The 16,976-nt window shown below is 33.2% G+C and carries 13 protein-coding genes; 12 read left to right on the top strand and 1 reads right to left on the bottom strand.

Translation table 11 applies throughout. The features are described from left to right. Positions 1–194 precede the first annotated feature (194 nt). On the bottom strand, positions 195–3,401 hold the full coding sequence (locus tag ACNQGO_RS06590) for a cytochrome c biogenesis protein (RefSeq protein ID WP_417984747.1): 3,207 nt from the start codon (positions 3,399–3,401) through the stop codon (positions 195–197). Positions 3,402–3,602: 201 nt separating this feature from the next. Here ACNQGO_RS06590 and ACNQGO_RS06585 point away from each other — a divergent pair, with 201 nt between their 5' ends. The 12 genes from ACNQGO_RS06585 (at position 3,603) to ACNQGO_RS06530 (ending at position 16,686) form a co-directional block, all read left to right on the top strand. After that, entirely contained in the window at positions 3,603–4,376 is a 774-nt protein-coding gene (locus tag ACNQGO_RS06585; RefSeq protein ID WP_417984746.1) for a Rossmann-like and DUF2520 domain-containing protein, read from the top strand. Continuing rightward, positions 4,360–4,887: a KdsC family phosphatase gene (locus ACNQGO_RS06580; RefSeq protein ID WP_417984745.1), complete on the top strand. Its 528-nt coding sequence runs from the start codon at positions 4,360–4,362 to the stop codon at positions 4,885–4,887. Before ACNQGO_RS06585 ends, ACNQGO_RS06580 begins: the two co-directional genes overlap by 17 nt. 40 nt (positions 4,888–4,927) lie before the next feature. Then, entirely contained in the window at positions 4,928–5,851 is a 924-nt protein-coding gene (locus tag ACNQGO_RS06575) for a geranylgeranylglycerol-phosphate geranylgeranyltransferase (protein WP_417984744.1), read from the top strand. Next, entirely contained in the window at positions 5,844–6,428 is a 585-nt protein-coding gene (locus ACNQGO_RS06570; protein ID WP_417984743.1) for a Maf-like protein, read from the top strand. Before ACNQGO_RS06575 ends, ACNQGO_RS06570 begins: the two co-directional genes overlap by 8 nt. Before the next feature lie 13 nt (positions 6,429–6,441). After that, positions 6,442–6,972 (top strand): mechanosensitive ion channel domain-containing protein, encoded by a 531-nt coding sequence (locus tag ACNQGO_RS06565; protein ID WP_417984742.1) that lies wholly within the window; start codon positions 6,442–6,444, stop codon positions 6,970–6,972. Positions 6,973–7,153: 181 nt separating this feature from the next. Then, positions 7,154–8,353 carry an AI-2E family transporter gene (locus tag ACNQGO_RS06560; protein ID WP_417984741.1) on the top strand — a complete coding sequence of 400 codons (1,200 nt, stop codon included), beginning with the start codon at positions 7,154–7,156 and terminating at the stop codon, positions 8,351–8,353. 214 nt (positions 8,354–8,567) lie between these two features. Beyond that, positions 8,568–10,289, top strand: coding sequence for a BamA/TamA family outer membrane protein (locus ACNQGO_RS06555; protein ID WP_417984740.1), 1,722 nt, complete (start codon positions 8,568–8,570; stop codon positions 10,287–10,289). Between the two features lie 189 nt (positions 10,290–10,478). After that, on the top strand, positions 10,479–10,796 hold the full coding sequence (locus ACNQGO_RS06550; RefSeq protein ID WP_417944573.1) for a hypothetical protein: 318 nt from the start codon (positions 10,479–10,481) through the stop codon (positions 10,794–10,796). 177 nt (positions 10,797–10,973) lie between these two features. After that, positions 10,974–11,480 carry a hypothetical protein gene (locus ACNQGO_RS06545; RefSeq protein ID WP_417984739.1) on the top strand — a complete coding sequence of 169 codons (507 nt, stop codon included), beginning with the start codon at positions 10,974–10,976 and terminating at the stop codon, positions 11,478–11,480. Between the two features lie 177 nt (positions 11,481–11,657). Beyond that, entirely contained in the window at positions 11,658–12,167 is a 510-nt protein-coding gene (locus ACNQGO_RS06540) for a hypothetical protein (protein WP_417984738.1), read from the top strand. A gap of 140 nt (positions 12,168–12,307) precedes the next feature. After that, on the top strand, positions 12,308–14,839 hold the full coding sequence (locus ACNQGO_RS06535; RefSeq protein ID WP_417984737.1) for a PIG-L family deacetylase: 2,532 nt from the start codon (positions 12,308–12,310) through the stop codon (positions 14,837–14,839). Between the two features lie 122 nt (positions 14,840–14,961). Continuing rightward, the gene (locus tag ACNQGO_RS06530) at positions 14,962–16,686 is read left to right on the top strand and encodes a sodium:solute symporter family protein (RefSeq protein WP_417984736.1); all 1,725 of its coding nucleotides are present in this window, start codon (positions 14,962–14,964) and stop codon (positions 16,684–16,686) included. Positions 16,687–16,976 lie beyond the last annotated feature (290 nt).

Below are 16,976 nucleotides of genomic sequence, written 5' to 3'. Positions count from 1 at the left end.
AATCTTGTACGATTTGAAACGCTTTTTGACAAGTCGAGCGCAGTCATTACCCGATAAAATTCTCAATTAAGCTCGAACAAGCAATAAAAAATTAGTCATATACACCTTTTTATGACGGGAGCAATCGAGACCCTATAAAAGCTCTCGAATGCGCTCGAATAAACTTAAATACTTCCGTAAATAACTATTGCTACCTATTTCTTATAGTATTTTTTATATTTCGGATAAGATATCACTCCGAATAATGTGATTGCACCTAATGAGTACCAGATCCAATTCAATGAATGAGCTTCTCCACTAGCGTACGAATGCAATCCTACCAAGTGAAAATTTACACCGTAATAGGTGAACAAAATTGATATAAAGGCAAACATACTCATCAAATTAAAAATCCATTTTCCACGTAACGAAGGAACAAATCGAGCATGAATGACAAATGCATACACCATAATACTAATCAAGGCCCAAGTCTCTTTTGGATCCCATCCCCAATAACGTCCCCAGCTTTCATTGGCCCATTGTCCTCCAAGAAAGTTACCAATAGTCAGCATGATCAAACCAATCGTTAATGCTAATTCGTTAATATAAGTGATTTCCTGAATATTCAAATCCATTTTGGCTTTGTTTTTTTCATTAGTAAACAAAATTAACAACAAAGCAACCGCTCCCAATATCATTCCTAAAGCAAAAGGCCCATAGCTTGCAACAATTACGGCCACGTGAATCATCAACCAATACGAATTTAAAACAGGTACCAAATTAGCAATTTCTGGATCTATCCAGTTCATATAGGCTGCAGCTAAAATCATCGCCGTTACAAATCCCGAGGAAGCAACAGTCAATTTCGATTTTCGGTCAAAGGCCAAACCAAAAAACATCGTTGCCCAAGCCACATAAATAATCGATTCATAGGCATTACTCCAAGGCGCGTGACCCGAAATGTACCAACGGGCAATTAATCCAAAAGTGTGCAATGCAAACAAAGCAACGATGACTATATGCATGAAATTAACCAAATAATTAAGCACTTTTCTTTCCTTAAAGATGTTCATAATTGTTAATAACAACATCAATATAGAGGCAAAAATATACCAATAGGGTAACTTCTTAAACACATCATATTTGTTATACAATACTTCAGATGTAATTCGTTCCTCGCTTGGCATCACTTTATTACCAAAACGTTTTTGAAAACCAGTAATACTTTCTAGTAATTCATCAGCAGTTTTAAAGTCATTAGAACTGGAAGCATTCGCCAAAGATCCAAAATACAATGGCAATACATTCTTGGTATACGTTGCTTCCATCCCTTTGAATCCCGATTCATTCAATTCTAAGTAGGAAACCCATTTACTGTTTTTATCCTCTGGTATTGGGAAAATTTTTAATATCCTACCACTCAAAGCTGATTCCATTAAGTTTACTTTCTTATCGGTTTCAATAAAATCTTTTTCGAATTGATTAGGATTTGCCGCTTTAAAGGCTTCTTCTAAATATTTAGAAAGCTTATAATTTCCTTTTGCATCAAAAAACGATACGAAAGGAGCAAATTTAGCTTCCTTATCAATTCCTATAATTTTACGAATACTGTCATTCCCGCTTTTGATATAAATAATCGGAATTTCAATCCAATAACTGGCGTATTGTGTCATCGACAAAAATACTTGATCAGAGTTCATACCAATGTAAGTATCATCGTGGCTTACTTTTCGCAACAATTCAGATGAAAACGTATTGATGGGTTTCATTCTTCCTCCACCATCTTGAATCACTAGTCGACCGAATTTTGCTGCATGTTCTTCAGGTACTTTGTATTTAGTGATCAAAGTATTTAGTTCCTCTTGACTCAATACTTTTTTGGTATGATTCTCATGTTTTACTGGCGGCTTAGCAGCTTCGACATGGGCATGACCGTCATGTTCATCATGATTGTGCTCTTCCTCTTGCGAAAAACCACTCAAACTGAATAACAACACTAGAATGGTCAATAATTTAGCTTTTTTGGTTTTAACCACTTCCAATTTACGTTTGATATCTGCAAAACGCGAATATTTAGTAAATAGAATAGCCATCATTGCAAAATATAACATAAAATAACCGGCATAAGTCAGCCCTGTTCCCCAAAAATCGTGGTTAACGGACAAAACAGTTCCTTTTTCATCAGGATCAAAACTAGATTGAAAAAAGCGATAACCGCCATGATCTAGTACATTATTCATATAAATTCGGGCATCAAATGGTTCTTTATCTTGAACAGTTACTTTACTCTCAAACGCGGAATAACTTTTCTCTGTTCCTGGGTACTTTTCTGCAATGAAATCGTTTAATTTGATCTTGAAAGGCAATACATACGCTTTACTTCCGTAGAAAAAAGTATAATCAATTTTGCCAATCTTAACTGTTTTAGATTCTCCTATTTTACCTTTTGAACCTAATAGCGTAACTGTTTTTTCTTGACCTTCAGCAGTAAGTTTCACTGCAATTGCATCCTCATGATTTTTCGCTTTAAAATCATTATCTGATTTATAATCGACTATTCCTTTCACTGCAGGATCTGGGAATACAAATCGCATTTCGCCAATACTATATAAAGAGCGCATCATTAAGGGTTGTACCGCATCCTTTGTTACATTTCCTTGTAATTTATCAGCCATTCGCATAAAGTTTCCTTCAAATGGCGTTTGAATGGTGTAAGCCGTACCAGTTGTGTTTATGTTTATAGCACCATCTGTAAATTTATTCACCGAAAAAAGGACGTTATGAATGTTTTGAACTTCACCTTCTTTCAAGAAATGCTCATGACGTCCGCCATCACCTGCTTCTACAATTTTCAAATAAGTCACTCCGTTAGGGTCTGGCTTGATGTATTCTTTGGCACCCATTATAAAATTTTCATATTCTATTTTAAAAGGTGTATCAGCAAATTTCCCAGAAATATTAAAATCGTTGTCCGTTGCAGGAGAGAAAAGAACTTGTTTCTCATACGTACGACGTTTCATTTCTCCTTTGAATTCACCGTCTACAAAGACAGTCAGAAAGGTTTTATCTGAAAAAATTTGATTCTCAGCGGCACCTTCTCTTATGGGCATCATCCCTTCATAGCTAATGTAACGTGTTACGAAAGCACCTAAAATAATAAAAATAAAAGAGAGGTGGAGCAATAAAGTAGCCCATTTTTCTTTCTTTAATAATTGGTAACGCTTGATGTTTCCAATAAAATTAATCATAAAAAAAACATGAATGGCTTCAAACCACCAAGCATTATAAATTAGAATTTTTGCTGTGTCGGTATTGTATTTGCTTTCGATAAAAGTTCCTGCACCCATTGAAACTGCATAAACAATAAATAATAAAGCCATTAATCGAGTAGAAAACAAAAAAGAAACTATTTTTTTATCCATTTTTAAGGGATTAAGTTTTAATAAAAGTGGCACAAAAGTACTTAAAAATCTCGACTCTTATATTCGCACATTTGTTAATTTAATCCAAAATTAAATAGATACTATTTCAAGCGTAAAACCATATTTTTCATAGATTTTCAGTTTATTACCAACTTAGAAATTCCCTAAAAACACTTCGTATTTTTTTGCTAATTTTGTCCCATGACTAAAGTTATTATTATTGGTTCTGGAAATGTAGCACAGCATCTAATCACTGCTTTTCAAAATGCTGAAAATTTGGGAACTGAAATCGAATTGGTACAAGTGTATTCGAGGCGATTAGGAACAGTATCTCACCTACTCGATCATTCTAAAATTACGGATGATTTGAATTCTTTAGTAGAAGCCGATCTTTATATTATTGCTGTATCTGATGCTGTGATTGCTGAGATCGCTGCACAACTTCCGTTTAAAAATCGCTTGGTAGTTCACACCTCGGGGAGCGTTTCCTTGAATGCTTTGGATGATAACAATCGAAAAGGTGTTTTTTATCCCTTGCAAACCTTTTCAAAAAACAAGGAAGTAGATTTTAGAACTATTCCAATTTGCTTGGAAAGCGAAAATGCAACTGACTATCAATTATTAGACAAAGTAGCCAAATCAATTTCGGATAAGATATTCGCAATCAACTCTGAACAACGAAAAGCCTTGCATGTAGCGGCCGTTTTTGTGAACAATTTCACCAATCATCTGTATCAAATAGGACAAGAAATTTGTACTGACAACCGCGTACCTTTTGAAATTTTAACTCCTTTAATTTCTGAAACCGCTCAAAAAATAATGTTACTTTCGCCACAAGATGCACAAACAGGTCCAGCGAAGCGAAATGATACAGCCACTATTGCTGCACATGAGGCATTTTTAACTACTAAAAATCATCTTAAAATTTATCAAACACTAACACAATCAATACAAGAGAATGGCAAAAAGTTATAAAGAAATCATGAATGATATCAGCACGTTTATATTTGATGTTGACGGCGTACTTACAGACAGTTCTGTTTTTGTGACCAATGAAGGAGAAATTCTTCGTACTATGAATATTCGAGATGGTTATGCCATGAAAGCTGCTGTAGAAAGTGGCTATAATGTGTGCATCATTTCTGGAGGTAGCAACGAAGGCGTTCGCATAAGATTACGCAATTTAGGAATTACAGACATTCACTTAGGAACACCAAATAAAGTAGAAACATTTAAAGAATACACGGATGTTTACACTATTAATCCAGAACATGTTTTGTATATGGGCGATGATATTCCTGATTTTCATGTGATGAAACTGGTTGGTTTAGCGGCCTGTCCTCAAGATGCAAGTCCAGAAATCAAGGCGATTTCTAAGTATATTTCGCATAAAAACGGTGGAAAAGGTGCTGCAAGAGATGTCATCGAACAAGTCATGAAAGCACAAGGAAAATGGATGGCACATTTTGATGGGAAACACGATTAGAACTATTTTAAATGTTAAACTATAATTTTAAATATCATCAATGTTTCCAATTTTAAAACTCATTCGCTATCAAAACTTACTAATGCTTGCTTTTATGCAGCTTGTTTTTCGATATGCTTTTTTTAAAATTCAAGATATTCCTTTGGCTCTAGCCGATTGGCAATACGGATTATTAGTTTTATCCACAGTTTTGATTGCTGCTGGTGGTTATGTAATTAATAATATTTTGGACCAAAAAACAGATGCAATCAATAAGCCAAATAATGTTATAATTGGAAAAAATATTTCCGAAACCAATGCGTATACCCTTTATATGGCACTTACGGTTGCCGGTGTCGCAATTGGTTTTTATTTGTCAAATGTGATCTTGAAACCTAGCTTTGCGGCTGTTTTTATTTTGATCGCTGCCACCCTATATTTGTATGCAACAAGTTTGAAACAAATACTGATTGTTGGCAATAGCATAGTAGCAATCCTCTTGTCTTGCAGTGTCATTATCATTGGTATTTTTGACTTACTACCCGCAATAGACGCTGGAAACCAACAACAAATGAGAATTGTTTTTTCTATACTTTTGGACTATGCAATTTTTACTTTTTTCATTAATATGCTGCGGGAAATCATTAAAGATATCGAAGATGTTGATGGTGATTACAATCAAGGAATACGCACTTTACCTATTGTTATTGGTAAATCTAGAACTGCTAAAATAGTATTTGGACTTAGCTTTGTTCCTATTTTATTCCTGCTGTATTACATCAATGCGTATCTTTTAAACTTGATTTATACCACCATTTATTTGTTGCTTTTTGTAATGGGCCCTTTATTTTATTTTACTGTAAAAGTTTGGTCGGCACAAACTAAAAAGGAATTCTATACCTTGAGTTTGCTCTTGAAATGGATTATGTTCTTTGGAATTCTCTCCGTTGTTATTATCAGTATAAATATAAAATACAATGCTTAAAAATAAATTAGAAAAATACCGTTTAATTCTGGCTTCGGGTTCACCAAGACGCCAACAATTTTTTAAGGATTTAGACTTGGATTTTGAAATTAGATTAAAAGAAATTGATGAAATTTATCCTCCAGAGTTAAAAGCCGAGCAAATTACCAACTATTTAGCGGTGTTAAAAGCGAGTGCTTATGAAGGCGAATTAAAAGCAGGTGAAATTCTAGTAACCAGCGATACAATTGTTTGGCACAATAATACCGCTTTGGGTAAACCAAAAGACGAAAAAAATGCTTTTGAAATTCTGAAATCTTTATCAAATGCAACCCATGAAGTCATCACATCGGTTTGTTTTAAAACCAATGAGAAAGAGGATGTTTTGCATGATGTTACCAAAGTCACCTTTAAGGAACTAAGTGATGCAGCCATTTATTATTATTTAGAAAATTATAAACCGTATGACAAAGCTGGTGCTTATGGAATTCAGGAATGGATCGGTTTTATTGGCGTTTCAAAAATTGAAGGCTCCTATGCCAATGTAATGGGACTGCCTACAGATAAAGTATACGACTATTTGTGTAAATTAGCCTAATTAAATTATGAATATGGTCTTTTTTAAAGAATATACAAGAGAACTTATTGCCACTGGAATCCTTGGAATTCTCTTGATTTTATTTCGAATAATTGCTACAAAACTGGTGAGACGTTACGCAAAAACAAATCAAACTCTAGAACATAGAACCAATTTAGTGATTAAATACATTCACTTGTTTATCAATATTTTGGTCGTAATTGCTTTAATCGTTATTTGGGGAGTCCAAACCAAGGATATATTTATCGCACTTTCTTCTATCACAACTGTTGTGGGTGTTGCTATGTTTGCCCAATGGTCTATTTTAAGCAACATTACATCCGGTGTTATTTTGTTTTTTTCATTCCCTTTTAAAATAGGTGATGTCATAAAAATACATGATAAAGATTTTCCTATCGAAGCTGAAATTGAAGATATTGGAGCATTTCATGTGTATCTAAAAACAAGGGAAGGCGAAAAAATCATATATCCTAATAATCTCCTTTTACAAAAAGGAATTTCGATATTGAAAGACTATTTTGACGATAAAGAATTTGTGGATTGAGACATTATTGCATAACTTTTTTCGATTTTAGATTCCAAATTTATTTTTTAAAAGTGATAATTTTACAACTATTGATAGAAAATATATAATACTTCAATTTTTTTAATTTTTCATATTTGTCGATTAGGAATTAAACCATTCAGTATGGAATAGTGTACCACTTATTTAAAGAATATAAAACATGAATGACATTTTAAAATTTCCATTGTATGCTAAATTAACCGCTGTTTTATTGGGTCTAATAGCACTAATTTTCGTACTCTATATTGGTCAGGATATTTTAGTGCCAGTGATGATGTCCTTTTTATTTGCTATTTTACTGTATCCAATAGTGCAGTTTCTAAAATCGAAACTCTATTTTCCACATGTTTTAGCAGTTATGCTGGCTGTACTTTTGTTTGTTTTGTTTTTTATTGGGGTTTTTGTCTTTTTATCCTTTCAAATAAGTGATTTTGCAGAAGATTTTGATAAAATTGAGCGTAACATCAACATTCATATTCGAAATATTCAAGGATTTATAAGAGATAATTTCCATTTAAGTTCCCGCGAGCAAAAGCAATATATTGATACCGCTACTGAAGATTCAATGGAAAAGGGAAAAGAAATGATTGGTACTACTTTAATGTCATTTACTGATACATTGGTAAATTTGACATTAATACCTATTTATACTTTTTTAATTCTGCTGTATCGAACGCATTTTTTATTGTTTTTATCCAAGTTATTCAAAAAAGAGAACCACGAGCAGTTAAAAGATATATTGACAAACATAAGAGTAGCTATCAACAGTTACATCGTGGGTTTAATCATTGAAATGATTTTAGTCTCAACAATGACAACACTCGGGTTTATGGTAATTGGTGTGAAATATGCCATTTTATTGGGAATAATCACAGGGATTTTAAATCTTATTCCATACATCGGAATTCTTTTTGCTGGAGTATTAAGTATTGTGGCTTCTCTAACTAGTTCACCAGATTTGTCCATAATTATTGGTGTCATCGTTGTCACTGTTATAGTTCAATTAATTGACAATAATATTTTGGTTCCTATGATTGTAAGTTCAAAAGTAGAAATAAACGCCTTTATATCAATTATTGGAATTATTATAGGTGGAGCAATTGCAGGAGTTTCTGGTATGTTTTTAGCACTTCCTATTCTGGCAGTACTCAAAGTAATTTTTGATAGAGTAGAATCCTTAGAACCTTGGGGATACCTTATGGGAGATCATTTACCCAAAACATATACTTGGCGCAACATTAAGCTACCGTTGTTTGATTCTGAATCAACACCAAAAAAAATAGTTATCAAGACTGATATTGTAGTCCCCGTATTTACTGAAACTACAACCGAAAATGACACTACTAGAACCAACGAATAATCTTTAAAAGAGTATCTTTCGACTATTCAAATTCTGAATTTTGTTAATTCGAACTAGTACTTAAAAGATTTTTCTTTTGTTTGGTTAACAATGTTTAAAATTATTATTTTTTATCATGTTTAAAAAACAAAGACTGGTTCTACTTATTTTAATCGCCTGCTGTTATCAAATTTCTTTTTCTCAGGTTGAAAAAAAGCGAAAAGATTCCTCAGCTATGTATAAACAAATACAGACCTACTCTAAGAAAAATAAATTTACAAAACTCTTTCATAAACTCGTTTTCAGACCTGTAAATCTAAAAACTAAAGATTTAGCTATTGCCCCCAAAGTATTTAAAACTTTTGAAGGAAAAATTATTCGAAACATCAATATTGTAACATTAGATCCATTCGGGTATTCTGAACTTGACACTACTAAAAAACCTAGAAATTGGGCAGAACGTTCTGGTAATAGAATTCACATCAAAACCAGCCGAAGTGCGATTAGAAATGTATTACTCATAAAAAAAAATAAACCATTTGATTCCTTATTGGTCAAAGAATCTGAACGTTTAATTCGAACCCAACGGTACATCAGCCGTGTAGATATCGCTCCTCAAATAATTCTAAACAATAGTGACTCGATAGATATTAATATTAGAGTTTTAGATTCTTGGAGTATTATTCCAAAAGGCTCTGTGTCTAGTTCCGGAAGTAGATTTGAAATTATTGATAGAAATATCATAGGTTCTGGTCATGAATTAAATACAAAATTTAGAAACAGATTCAGCGATGGCAAAAATGCCTATGGTGTGGGGTATACCATTCCTAATTTTAAAAATACATTCATTAAAACTACAGTAAATTATCAGATCGATTTAGATGATTATTACAGTAAAAGCATCAACATAGAACGTTTGTTTTATTCTGCACTTACCAAATGGGCTGGAGGAATTTATCTTGACACACAGTTTAGAAAAGACACGCTTCCAGATAACAATCGTGTATTTTCATACCAAAATTTCAAATACAATTCCCATGATTTATGGCTTGGTTATGCCTTTAAAATTCTCAATCGTAATACTGAAAGTGACCGAACTACAAATCTAATACTTGCAGGTCGTTTTTTAAATGTAAAATATTTAGAGAGTCCGGCTCTGGTTTACGATCCTGAAAAATTTTACACTAATGAACAATTTTCATTCTTAGGAATTGGTCTTGCATCACGGAAGTTCGTTCAAGATAATTATATTTTCAGAAATGGAATTATTGAAGATGTTCCCATTGGAAAAATATTTGGAATTACTTCGGGATACCAATTTAAAAATAATCTAGGGCGCTATTACATTGGAGCACGTGCGGCTTTCGGAAATTATTATAAATGGGGATTTTTAAGCGCTAATTTTGAGTTGGGTACTTTTCTAAATAAATCTATTACCGAACAAAGTGCTTTTTCATTTCAAGCGAATTACTTTACCAAGTTAATGAGCTTTGGGAAATGGAAATTGAGACAGTTCGTAAAGCCACAATTAATTATTGGTTCCAAACGACTTAATAGCATTGGCGATCAGCTTAGTATTAATGACAACAATGGCATCCAAGGATTTAATAGTCCTGAATATGGAACCCAAAAAGCAATAATGACTTTGCAAACGCAGGCATATGCACCATGGAATCTATGGGGATTTCGATTAAACCCTTACTTTAACTATTCTATTGCATTGCTTGGAACCCCTACCCGTGGACTATTAGTAAGTAAAGCCTATTCTAAAGTTGGAATAGGAATGATTATAAACAATGACTTTTTAATATTTAGTGCCTTCCAAATTTCACTATCTTACTATCCATCAATTCCTGGTACCGGCGAAAATGTTTTTAAAACGAACTCATTTGAAACTACTGATTTTGGATTTCAAGATTTTGATTTAGGCAAACCACGAGCCGTTATTTTTAAATAAGTCGCAATCATTATAAATAACTGTTTTTTATTATTTTACATAACTACAAGCTTATCAATAAGTTATTCTTAAAACAGCAAAACCAATAGTGTTAATTATGTAATTTAATATAATAATTGTATAAGATTACATCTGTTAATAATACTTACTTTTATACTGTAATTAGTTACTAACAAAAACCCATAAAAAATGAAAAAAATCACCTTTTATTTAATGATGATGGTATTATCATTAAGCGTTGTTCCAACACAAATGTTAGCCGCAGAGAAAAATCCAACTTCGGTTTCAAATACTCCAAAAGAAGTACCTGCTGAAGTTAAAGTATTGCTGAATCGTCTTGACGAAATAAAAGCAATGGACAAATCATCTTTAAACGCTTCAGAGAAAAAAGAGCTGCGTAAAGAAGTGCGTGCAATTAAAGCAGAATTAAAATCTACAGGAAATGGTGTATATCTTTCTGTAGGAGCAATTATAATAGTTATTCTTTTATTGATTCTTTTATTGTAAATAAATTTATAACTGTAGAAAAAGGAAGCGATATTCGTTTCCTTTTTTTATGCAGTAAAATAACACTACTAATAGTTAATTATATGATATTGGCACAGTTGTTGGCTTTATCATAAAACGAGATAATACGGTAACTAAAAATTACTAGGTATTAATTACTAATTAAAATTTTGAAAAATGAAAACATTAAAATTAATTATTGCAGGAATTATACTTTTTGCTACCACGACTGCAACCCAAGCACAAGTTTCAGTAAATGTAAATTTAGGTAATCCTCCTTCATGGGGTCCAGTTGGTTACTCTTCTGTAGATTATTATTATTTACCAGATATCGAAGCATATTATGATATTAGAGCTACACAGTTTATTTATTTTGGTGGAGGAAGATGGATTCGTTCCAGAAACCTTCCTAATCAATACAGAAACTATAACTTATACAATGGTTATAAAGTTGTCCTAAACGATTACCGTGGTTCAAGACCTTACAGTAACTTTAAATCTCACAAAGTAAAATATTACAAAGGATATAAAGGAAAACCACAAAAATCTATAGGTTCCAACCGAAGTTATAATAGCAAGGCATACAAAAGTAATGGGAATTATGAGAATGGTAATAAAGGAAATGGACACAAAGAAAATGGACATAAAGGTGGAAAAGGGAATAATGGAAATGGAAAAAATTAATACTGATTTCATATAATTTATAAGGAGAGTCTCAGCAATGAGGCTCTTTTTTTTATGGTATTAATGCTTAACTAAATGTCCTTTTGCATGTTTTGGCACAGTTGTTGGAAATAGTTTAAAAGCATCGTGTTTACGAGCTATTATATTAAAATTATTACTAATTAAATTTTTGAAAAGATGAGAACATTAAAACTAATCGCCATAGGAATTATCCTTTTTGCCTCGAGTACCATACATGCACAAATCTCTGTAAATCTTAACATAGGTACCGCTCCAAACTGGGGTCCTGTTGGCTACGCTGAAGCTGAATATTACTACTTACCAGATGTTGAAGCTTATTATGATGTGAGAGCTACTCAATTCATTTATTTTGGTGGTGGTAGATGGATTCGTTCTAGATATTTATCAAATCAATATCGAAACTATGATTTATACGGTGGATACAAAGTAGTACTCAACGATTATCATGGGTCTAGACCGTATACCAACTTTAGAAATCATAAAGTAAAATATTACAGAGGATACCATGGTAGCCAACAAAGAAATATAGGTTACAATGATAATCGCAGGTATTATGACAACGATAATAGAAATTATTATCAGAGAGATCATGATGATGATAACCGAAAAGAATATAAAAAACACGATAAAGGGCATGGTAAAGGAAAAGGACATGATAGAGATTAAGCAAATAATAGTTTAAAAGAGAGAGAGAGAATCAGTTTTGGTTCTCTCTCTCTTTTTTGTTACTAAAGAAAATACAAAACATTTTAGAAGAGATTATTTAATTCCTACATTTGAAGCAATTGCAAATTAAATTTAAAACAATGCAAAAAAAATCCCTCTCAACACTATTACTTTTTCTTTTATGTTGCCAAATACTTCTTGCACAACAACCCAAAAAGCCGAATTCTGTTGAAATTTATAATCAAATTGAGAAACTAAATTTTCTTGGGTCTGCACTCTATATCGCGGCTCACCCAGATGATGAAAATACACGTTTAATCTCCTATTTAGCCAACGAACAAAAAGCTAGAACTGGCTATTTATCTTTGACACGCGGAGATGGTGGACAAAACTTAATAGGAACGCAATTACGAGAATTACTAGGCGTGATAAGAACCCAAGAACTTATTGAAGCTAGAAAAATTGATGCAGGAGAGCAATTTTTCTCTCGTGCAAACGATTTTGGTTTTTCTAAAAACCCAACAGAGACATTAGAAATTTGGGATAAAGAGAAAGTACTGGCTGATGTTGTTTGGGCCATCCGAAAATTTCAACCCGATGTAATTGTCAACCGATTTGATCATCGCTCTGCAGGAACCACTCACGGTCATCACACGGCATCGGCAATGCTTAGTGTAGAAAGTTTTGCCTTAGCAAACGATCCAACTATTTTTCCTGAACAATTAGAATTTGTACAACCTTGGCAAGTAAAACGCCAGTTTTTTAACACCTCATGGTGGTTTTACGGTACTATAGAAAAATTTAATGCAGCTGATAAAACCAATTTAATTGCCTTGCAAACTGGTGTGTTTTATACGGGCATTGGTAAATCAAATCAGGAAATTGCTGCCTTAAGTCGCAGTCGTCATCAATCACAAGGTTTTGGAAGCACAGGAACACGAGGTGAAGAAACAGAATATTTAGAATTCATAAATGGTGAACCACTGCAAGCGAAAAAATCTATTTTTGAAGGAATTGATACCTCTTGGAATCGTGTTAAAGGAGGGAAAGCCATTGGCGAATTACTATCTAAAATTGCAGTAGAATACAATTATAACAATCCATCTGCGAGTATTCCAAATTTGGCGAAAGCCTATGCTATGATGAAAGCTTTGGACGAAAATCATTGGGTACCGCTAAAATCTGAGGCAATAAAAGAAATTATAGCTGCCTGCTCAGGATTATACTTAGAAGCCGTAGCCCAAAATCAAGAAGCAACTCCCGGAAGCACTATTAAACTGAAACTTGAAGCCATTAACAGAAGCTCAGCGCCTATACAATTAACGAGCGTGACCACTTTACCAGAAAAAATAAATACACCCCTGAATCGCGAGTTGAAAAATAATATTCTAAATAACATAAACCTCGATTTAAAATTACCTGAATCAATTAACTACACGCAACCGTATTGGTTAGACGAAAAAGGAACAGTAGGAATGTATACCGTAAAGCAACAACAAAATAGAGGTATTCCTGATATTATTCGCGAAGTTAAAGTAGTTTTTACGATTCAAATAAACGGAGTCGAACTTCCATTTGAGCGGACTGTAATTTACAAATACAATGACGACGTAAAAGGTGAAGTCTATAATTATTTGGATATTGTACCAGAGGTGACCACATCAATCATTGACAAAGTTTTGCTTTTTAGAGACACAAAAAGTAAATATGTAGGTGTGAAAATCAAGGCCGGAAAAGACGCATTAAAAGGAGATTTACAACTTGAACTTCCTGACAACTGGAAAATTGTCCCAAAATCAATTCCGTTTAGTATTGAAAAAAAGGGTACCGAACAAATCGTTTATTTTGAAGTAACTGCTCCAAATAAATCGGAGGAAGCAACAGCAAAAAGCATTGTAATTATTGACAATAAACGCTTTGACAAGGAGCAAATTATCATTAATTACGACCACATTACCAAACAGCAAGTTTTAAAATCAGCTGAAGCCAAAGTAATAAAAACAGACTTAAAAACCATTAACGAAAAAATTGGCTACATCATGGGTGCTGGTGATGAAGTTCCTAATAGTTTAACGCAATTAGGATACACCGTAACGCTCCTTAAACCTGAAGACATTACACCTGAAAAATTAGAAAATTTTGATGTGGTAATGACCGGAGTTCGGGCTTACAACACTGTAACCGCCTTAGCCAATAAGCAAAACATACTTTTTGATTTTGTAAAAAGAGGAAAAACAATGATTGTACAATACAATACCGCTGGCGATTTAATAACAGATCAAATTGCGCCGTACCCTTTAAAACTTTCTCGTGATCGGGTTACAGAAGAAAATGCAGAAGTTCGCTTTTTAGCACCAAATCATCCCGTTTTAAATTTTCCAAACAAAATTACAACTAAAGATTTTGAAGGCTGGAAACAAGAGCAAGGATTGTATTATCCGGGTGAATATGATACAGCCTTCACTCCTATTTTATCTTCAAATGATAAAGGGGAAAGCCCAAAAAATGGTGCTCTGTTAATTGCTCCTTATGGAAAAGGACACTACATTTATACTGGGTTAAGTTTTTTTAGAGAACTACCTGAAGGTGTTACCGGTGCATATAAATTACTTTCTAATATGATCTCGTTACAGCCATCAGAAACGATTCCTACACAAAAAATCAAGCCCTAAACCTAACTAAAATGGAAACAAAAAAAGTAAAAACCTGGAAAAAAAACTATACTTGGGTCTTAGTGGCCAATGCCATTTATATTTTGATCTTTTGTCTCATCATGAAATTATACGCTTAAATTATGCAATTATTTGATTGGATTATACTCATAGTCACTTTACTGTTCATTGTAATTTATGGTGCTTGGAAAACCAAAGGCAGTAAAAATGTTCAAGACTTTATTCTAGGAAGTAATGAAACCCCTTGGCACGTTGTAGGACTTTCAGTGATGGCAACACAAGCCAGTGCCATTACGTTTCTATCTACGCCAGGCCAAGCCTACCATGACGGAATGGGCTTTGTTCAATTCTATTTTGGATTACCCATAGCGATGGTTGTCATTTGCGTTACTTTTATCCCATTATATCACAAATACAAAGTATATACAGCTTATGAATACCTCGAAAAAAGATTTGACTTAAAAACGCGTTCGCTTGCAGCTATTTTGTTTTTGTTTCAAAGAGGACTTGGAACTGGATTAACGATTTATGCACCAGCCATTATCTTATCGGCGATATTAGGTTGGAACTTAACCTATATGAATATTATCATTGGTGTTCTTGTTATCATTTATACCTTTTCTGGTGGAACCAAAGCGGTTAATGTAACTCAAAAACAACAGATGTTTGTCATCATGTCGGGAATGTTTATTACCTTTTTTCTGATCTTGCATTATTTACCAAATGACATGACTTTTACTTCTGCCTTGCATATCGCTGGTGCTAATGATAAAATGAATATTGTCAATTTTTCATTTGATCCCGAAGAAAAATATACCTTTTGGAGCGGAATAACCGGTGGTTTTTTCTTGGCGTTAGCCTATTTTGGAACCGATCAATCTCAAGTGGGACGTTATTTATCCGGAAAATCAGTTCGCGAAAGTCAAATGGGACTTATCATGAACGGCCTATTAAAAGTGCCGATGCAGTTCTTTATTTTATTGACTGGTGTTATGGTATTTGTTTTTTTTCAGTTCAATCCCGTTCCTTTGAATTTCAATCCAAATAACAAAGCTATGATTGAAAAATCAGCTTTTAAGGGCGAATACAATGCTTTGGAGAAAAAATTAGACGATTTATCGGAAGATAAAAAAGTAATTAATCTGTTGTATATCGATCAGCTCAATCAAGATTACGACAATCCTATTCTTCGAAAAGAATTGGTCGCATTATCAAATAAAGAAAAAGATTTGAGAGATCGAGCAAAGGAAATAATCCTAAAAGCCGACAGCAACAGTGAGACTAATGATAAAGATTATGTGTTTTTTCATTTTATCCTAAATTATCTACCCAAAGGACTTATTGGCTTGTTACTAGCCGTAATTATTTCGGCTGCGATGTCGTCAACCGCTTCAGGATTAAATGCACTAGCATCGACTACTGCTATTGACATTTATAAACGTAACTTAAAAGAAGAAAAATCAGAAAGACATTACTTGTACGCAACAAAATTTTTCACTCTATTGTGGGGTGTTATTGCCATACTTTTTGCTTGTATTGGTACCTTATTTGAAAATTTGATTCAATTGGTAAACATCATTGGATCTATATTTTACGGAACCGTTTTGGGGATTTTTCTAGTTGGTTTTTATATCAAAAATGTACAATCCAAAGCTATTTTTTACAGTGCGGTAATTAGTCAACTTACAATTTTCATTATCTATTATTATGCCATCTATATTTTCCCAAGTGGAGAAGAAAAACTGGGTTACCTGTGGTTAAATTTTATAGGAGCCATGCTCACCATAGTAATTTCGTTAATGTTACAATGGACTATTTTTAGAAATCAGAAGGCAGTTGTAGCATAAAGTAAAATTATTTTTGTTTTAATTAAATAAACTTTTGTAATTAAAACCGCAGATTCGCAGATTATTAAAATCTCTGAATCTGCGGTTATTCTTTTTACAACATACAACTAATCTCGGAATCAATGGTAGTTTATTAGGATAGCACAAGTGCTTCGTATTCAAAATAAAAATCTGCGAATCTGTGGTTAAATTTATCATTGCCTAAGTCTGTACTAATTCGAATATGATCTACAAATCATGGCTAAAATTGGAAATATAACACAAAAAAAATCCCGCTTCGATATAGTATC

Origin of the sequence: Flavobacterium frigidum (genome assembly GCF_048286735.1) — a bacterium.
Taxonomy (GTDB): Bacteria; Bacteroidota; Bacteroidia; order Flavobacteriales; family Flavobacteriaceae; genus Flavobacterium.
This window is presented reverse-complemented; position numbering and strand designations above follow the sequence as displayed.

Bases quoted from the DNA above. Each gene is read 5' to 3' on its own strand.
- ACNQGO_RS06585 (WP_417984746.1), top strand. From the start codon at position 3,603: ATGACTAAAGTTATTATTATTGGTTCTGGAAATGTAGCACAGCATCTA.
- ACNQGO_RS06545 (WP_417984739.1), top strand. From the start codon at position 10,974: ATGAAAACATTAAAATTAATTATTGCAGGAATTATACTTTTTGCTACC.
- ACNQGO_RS06540 (WP_417984738.1), top strand. From the start codon at position 11,658: ATGAGAACATTAAAACTAATCGCCATAGGAATTATCCTTTTTGCCTCG.
- ACNQGO_RS06530 (WP_417984736.1), top strand. From the start codon at position 14,962: ATGCAATTATTTGATTGGATTATACTCATAGTCACTTTACTGTTCATT.
- ACNQGO_RS06535 (WP_417984737.1), top strand. From the start codon at position 12,308: ATGCAAAAAAAATCCCTCTCAACACTATTACTTTTTCTTTTATGTTGC.
- ACNQGO_RS06555 (WP_417984740.1), top strand. From the start codon at position 8,568: ATGTATAAACAAATACAGACCTACTCTAAGAAAAATAAATTTACAAAA.
- ACNQGO_RS06570 (WP_417984743.1), top strand. From the start codon at position 5,844: ATGCTTAAAAATAAATTAGAAAAATACCGTTTAATTCTGGCTTCGGGT.
- ACNQGO_RS06580 (WP_417984745.1), top strand. From the start codon at position 4,360: ATGGCAAAAAGTTATAAAGAAATCATGAATGATATCAGCACGTTTATA.
- ACNQGO_RS06550 (WP_417944573.1), top strand. From the start codon at position 10,479: ATGAAAAAAATCACCTTTTATTTAATGATGATGGTATTATCATTAAGC.
- ACNQGO_RS06560 (WP_417984741.1), top strand. From the start codon at position 7,154: ATGAATGACATTTTAAAATTTCCATTGTATGCTAAATTAACCGCTGTT.
- ACNQGO_RS06575 (WP_417984744.1), top strand. From the start codon at position 4,928: ATGTTTCCAATTTTAAAACTCATTCGCTATCAAAACTTACTAATGCTT.
- ACNQGO_RS06590 (WP_417984747.1), bottom strand. From the start codon at position 3,401: ATGGATAAAAAAATAGTTTCTTTTTTGTTTTCTACTCGATTAATGGCT.
- ACNQGO_RS06565 (WP_417984742.1), top strand. From the start codon at position 6,442: ATGGTCTTTTTTAAAGAATATACAAGAGAACTTATTGCCACTGGAATC.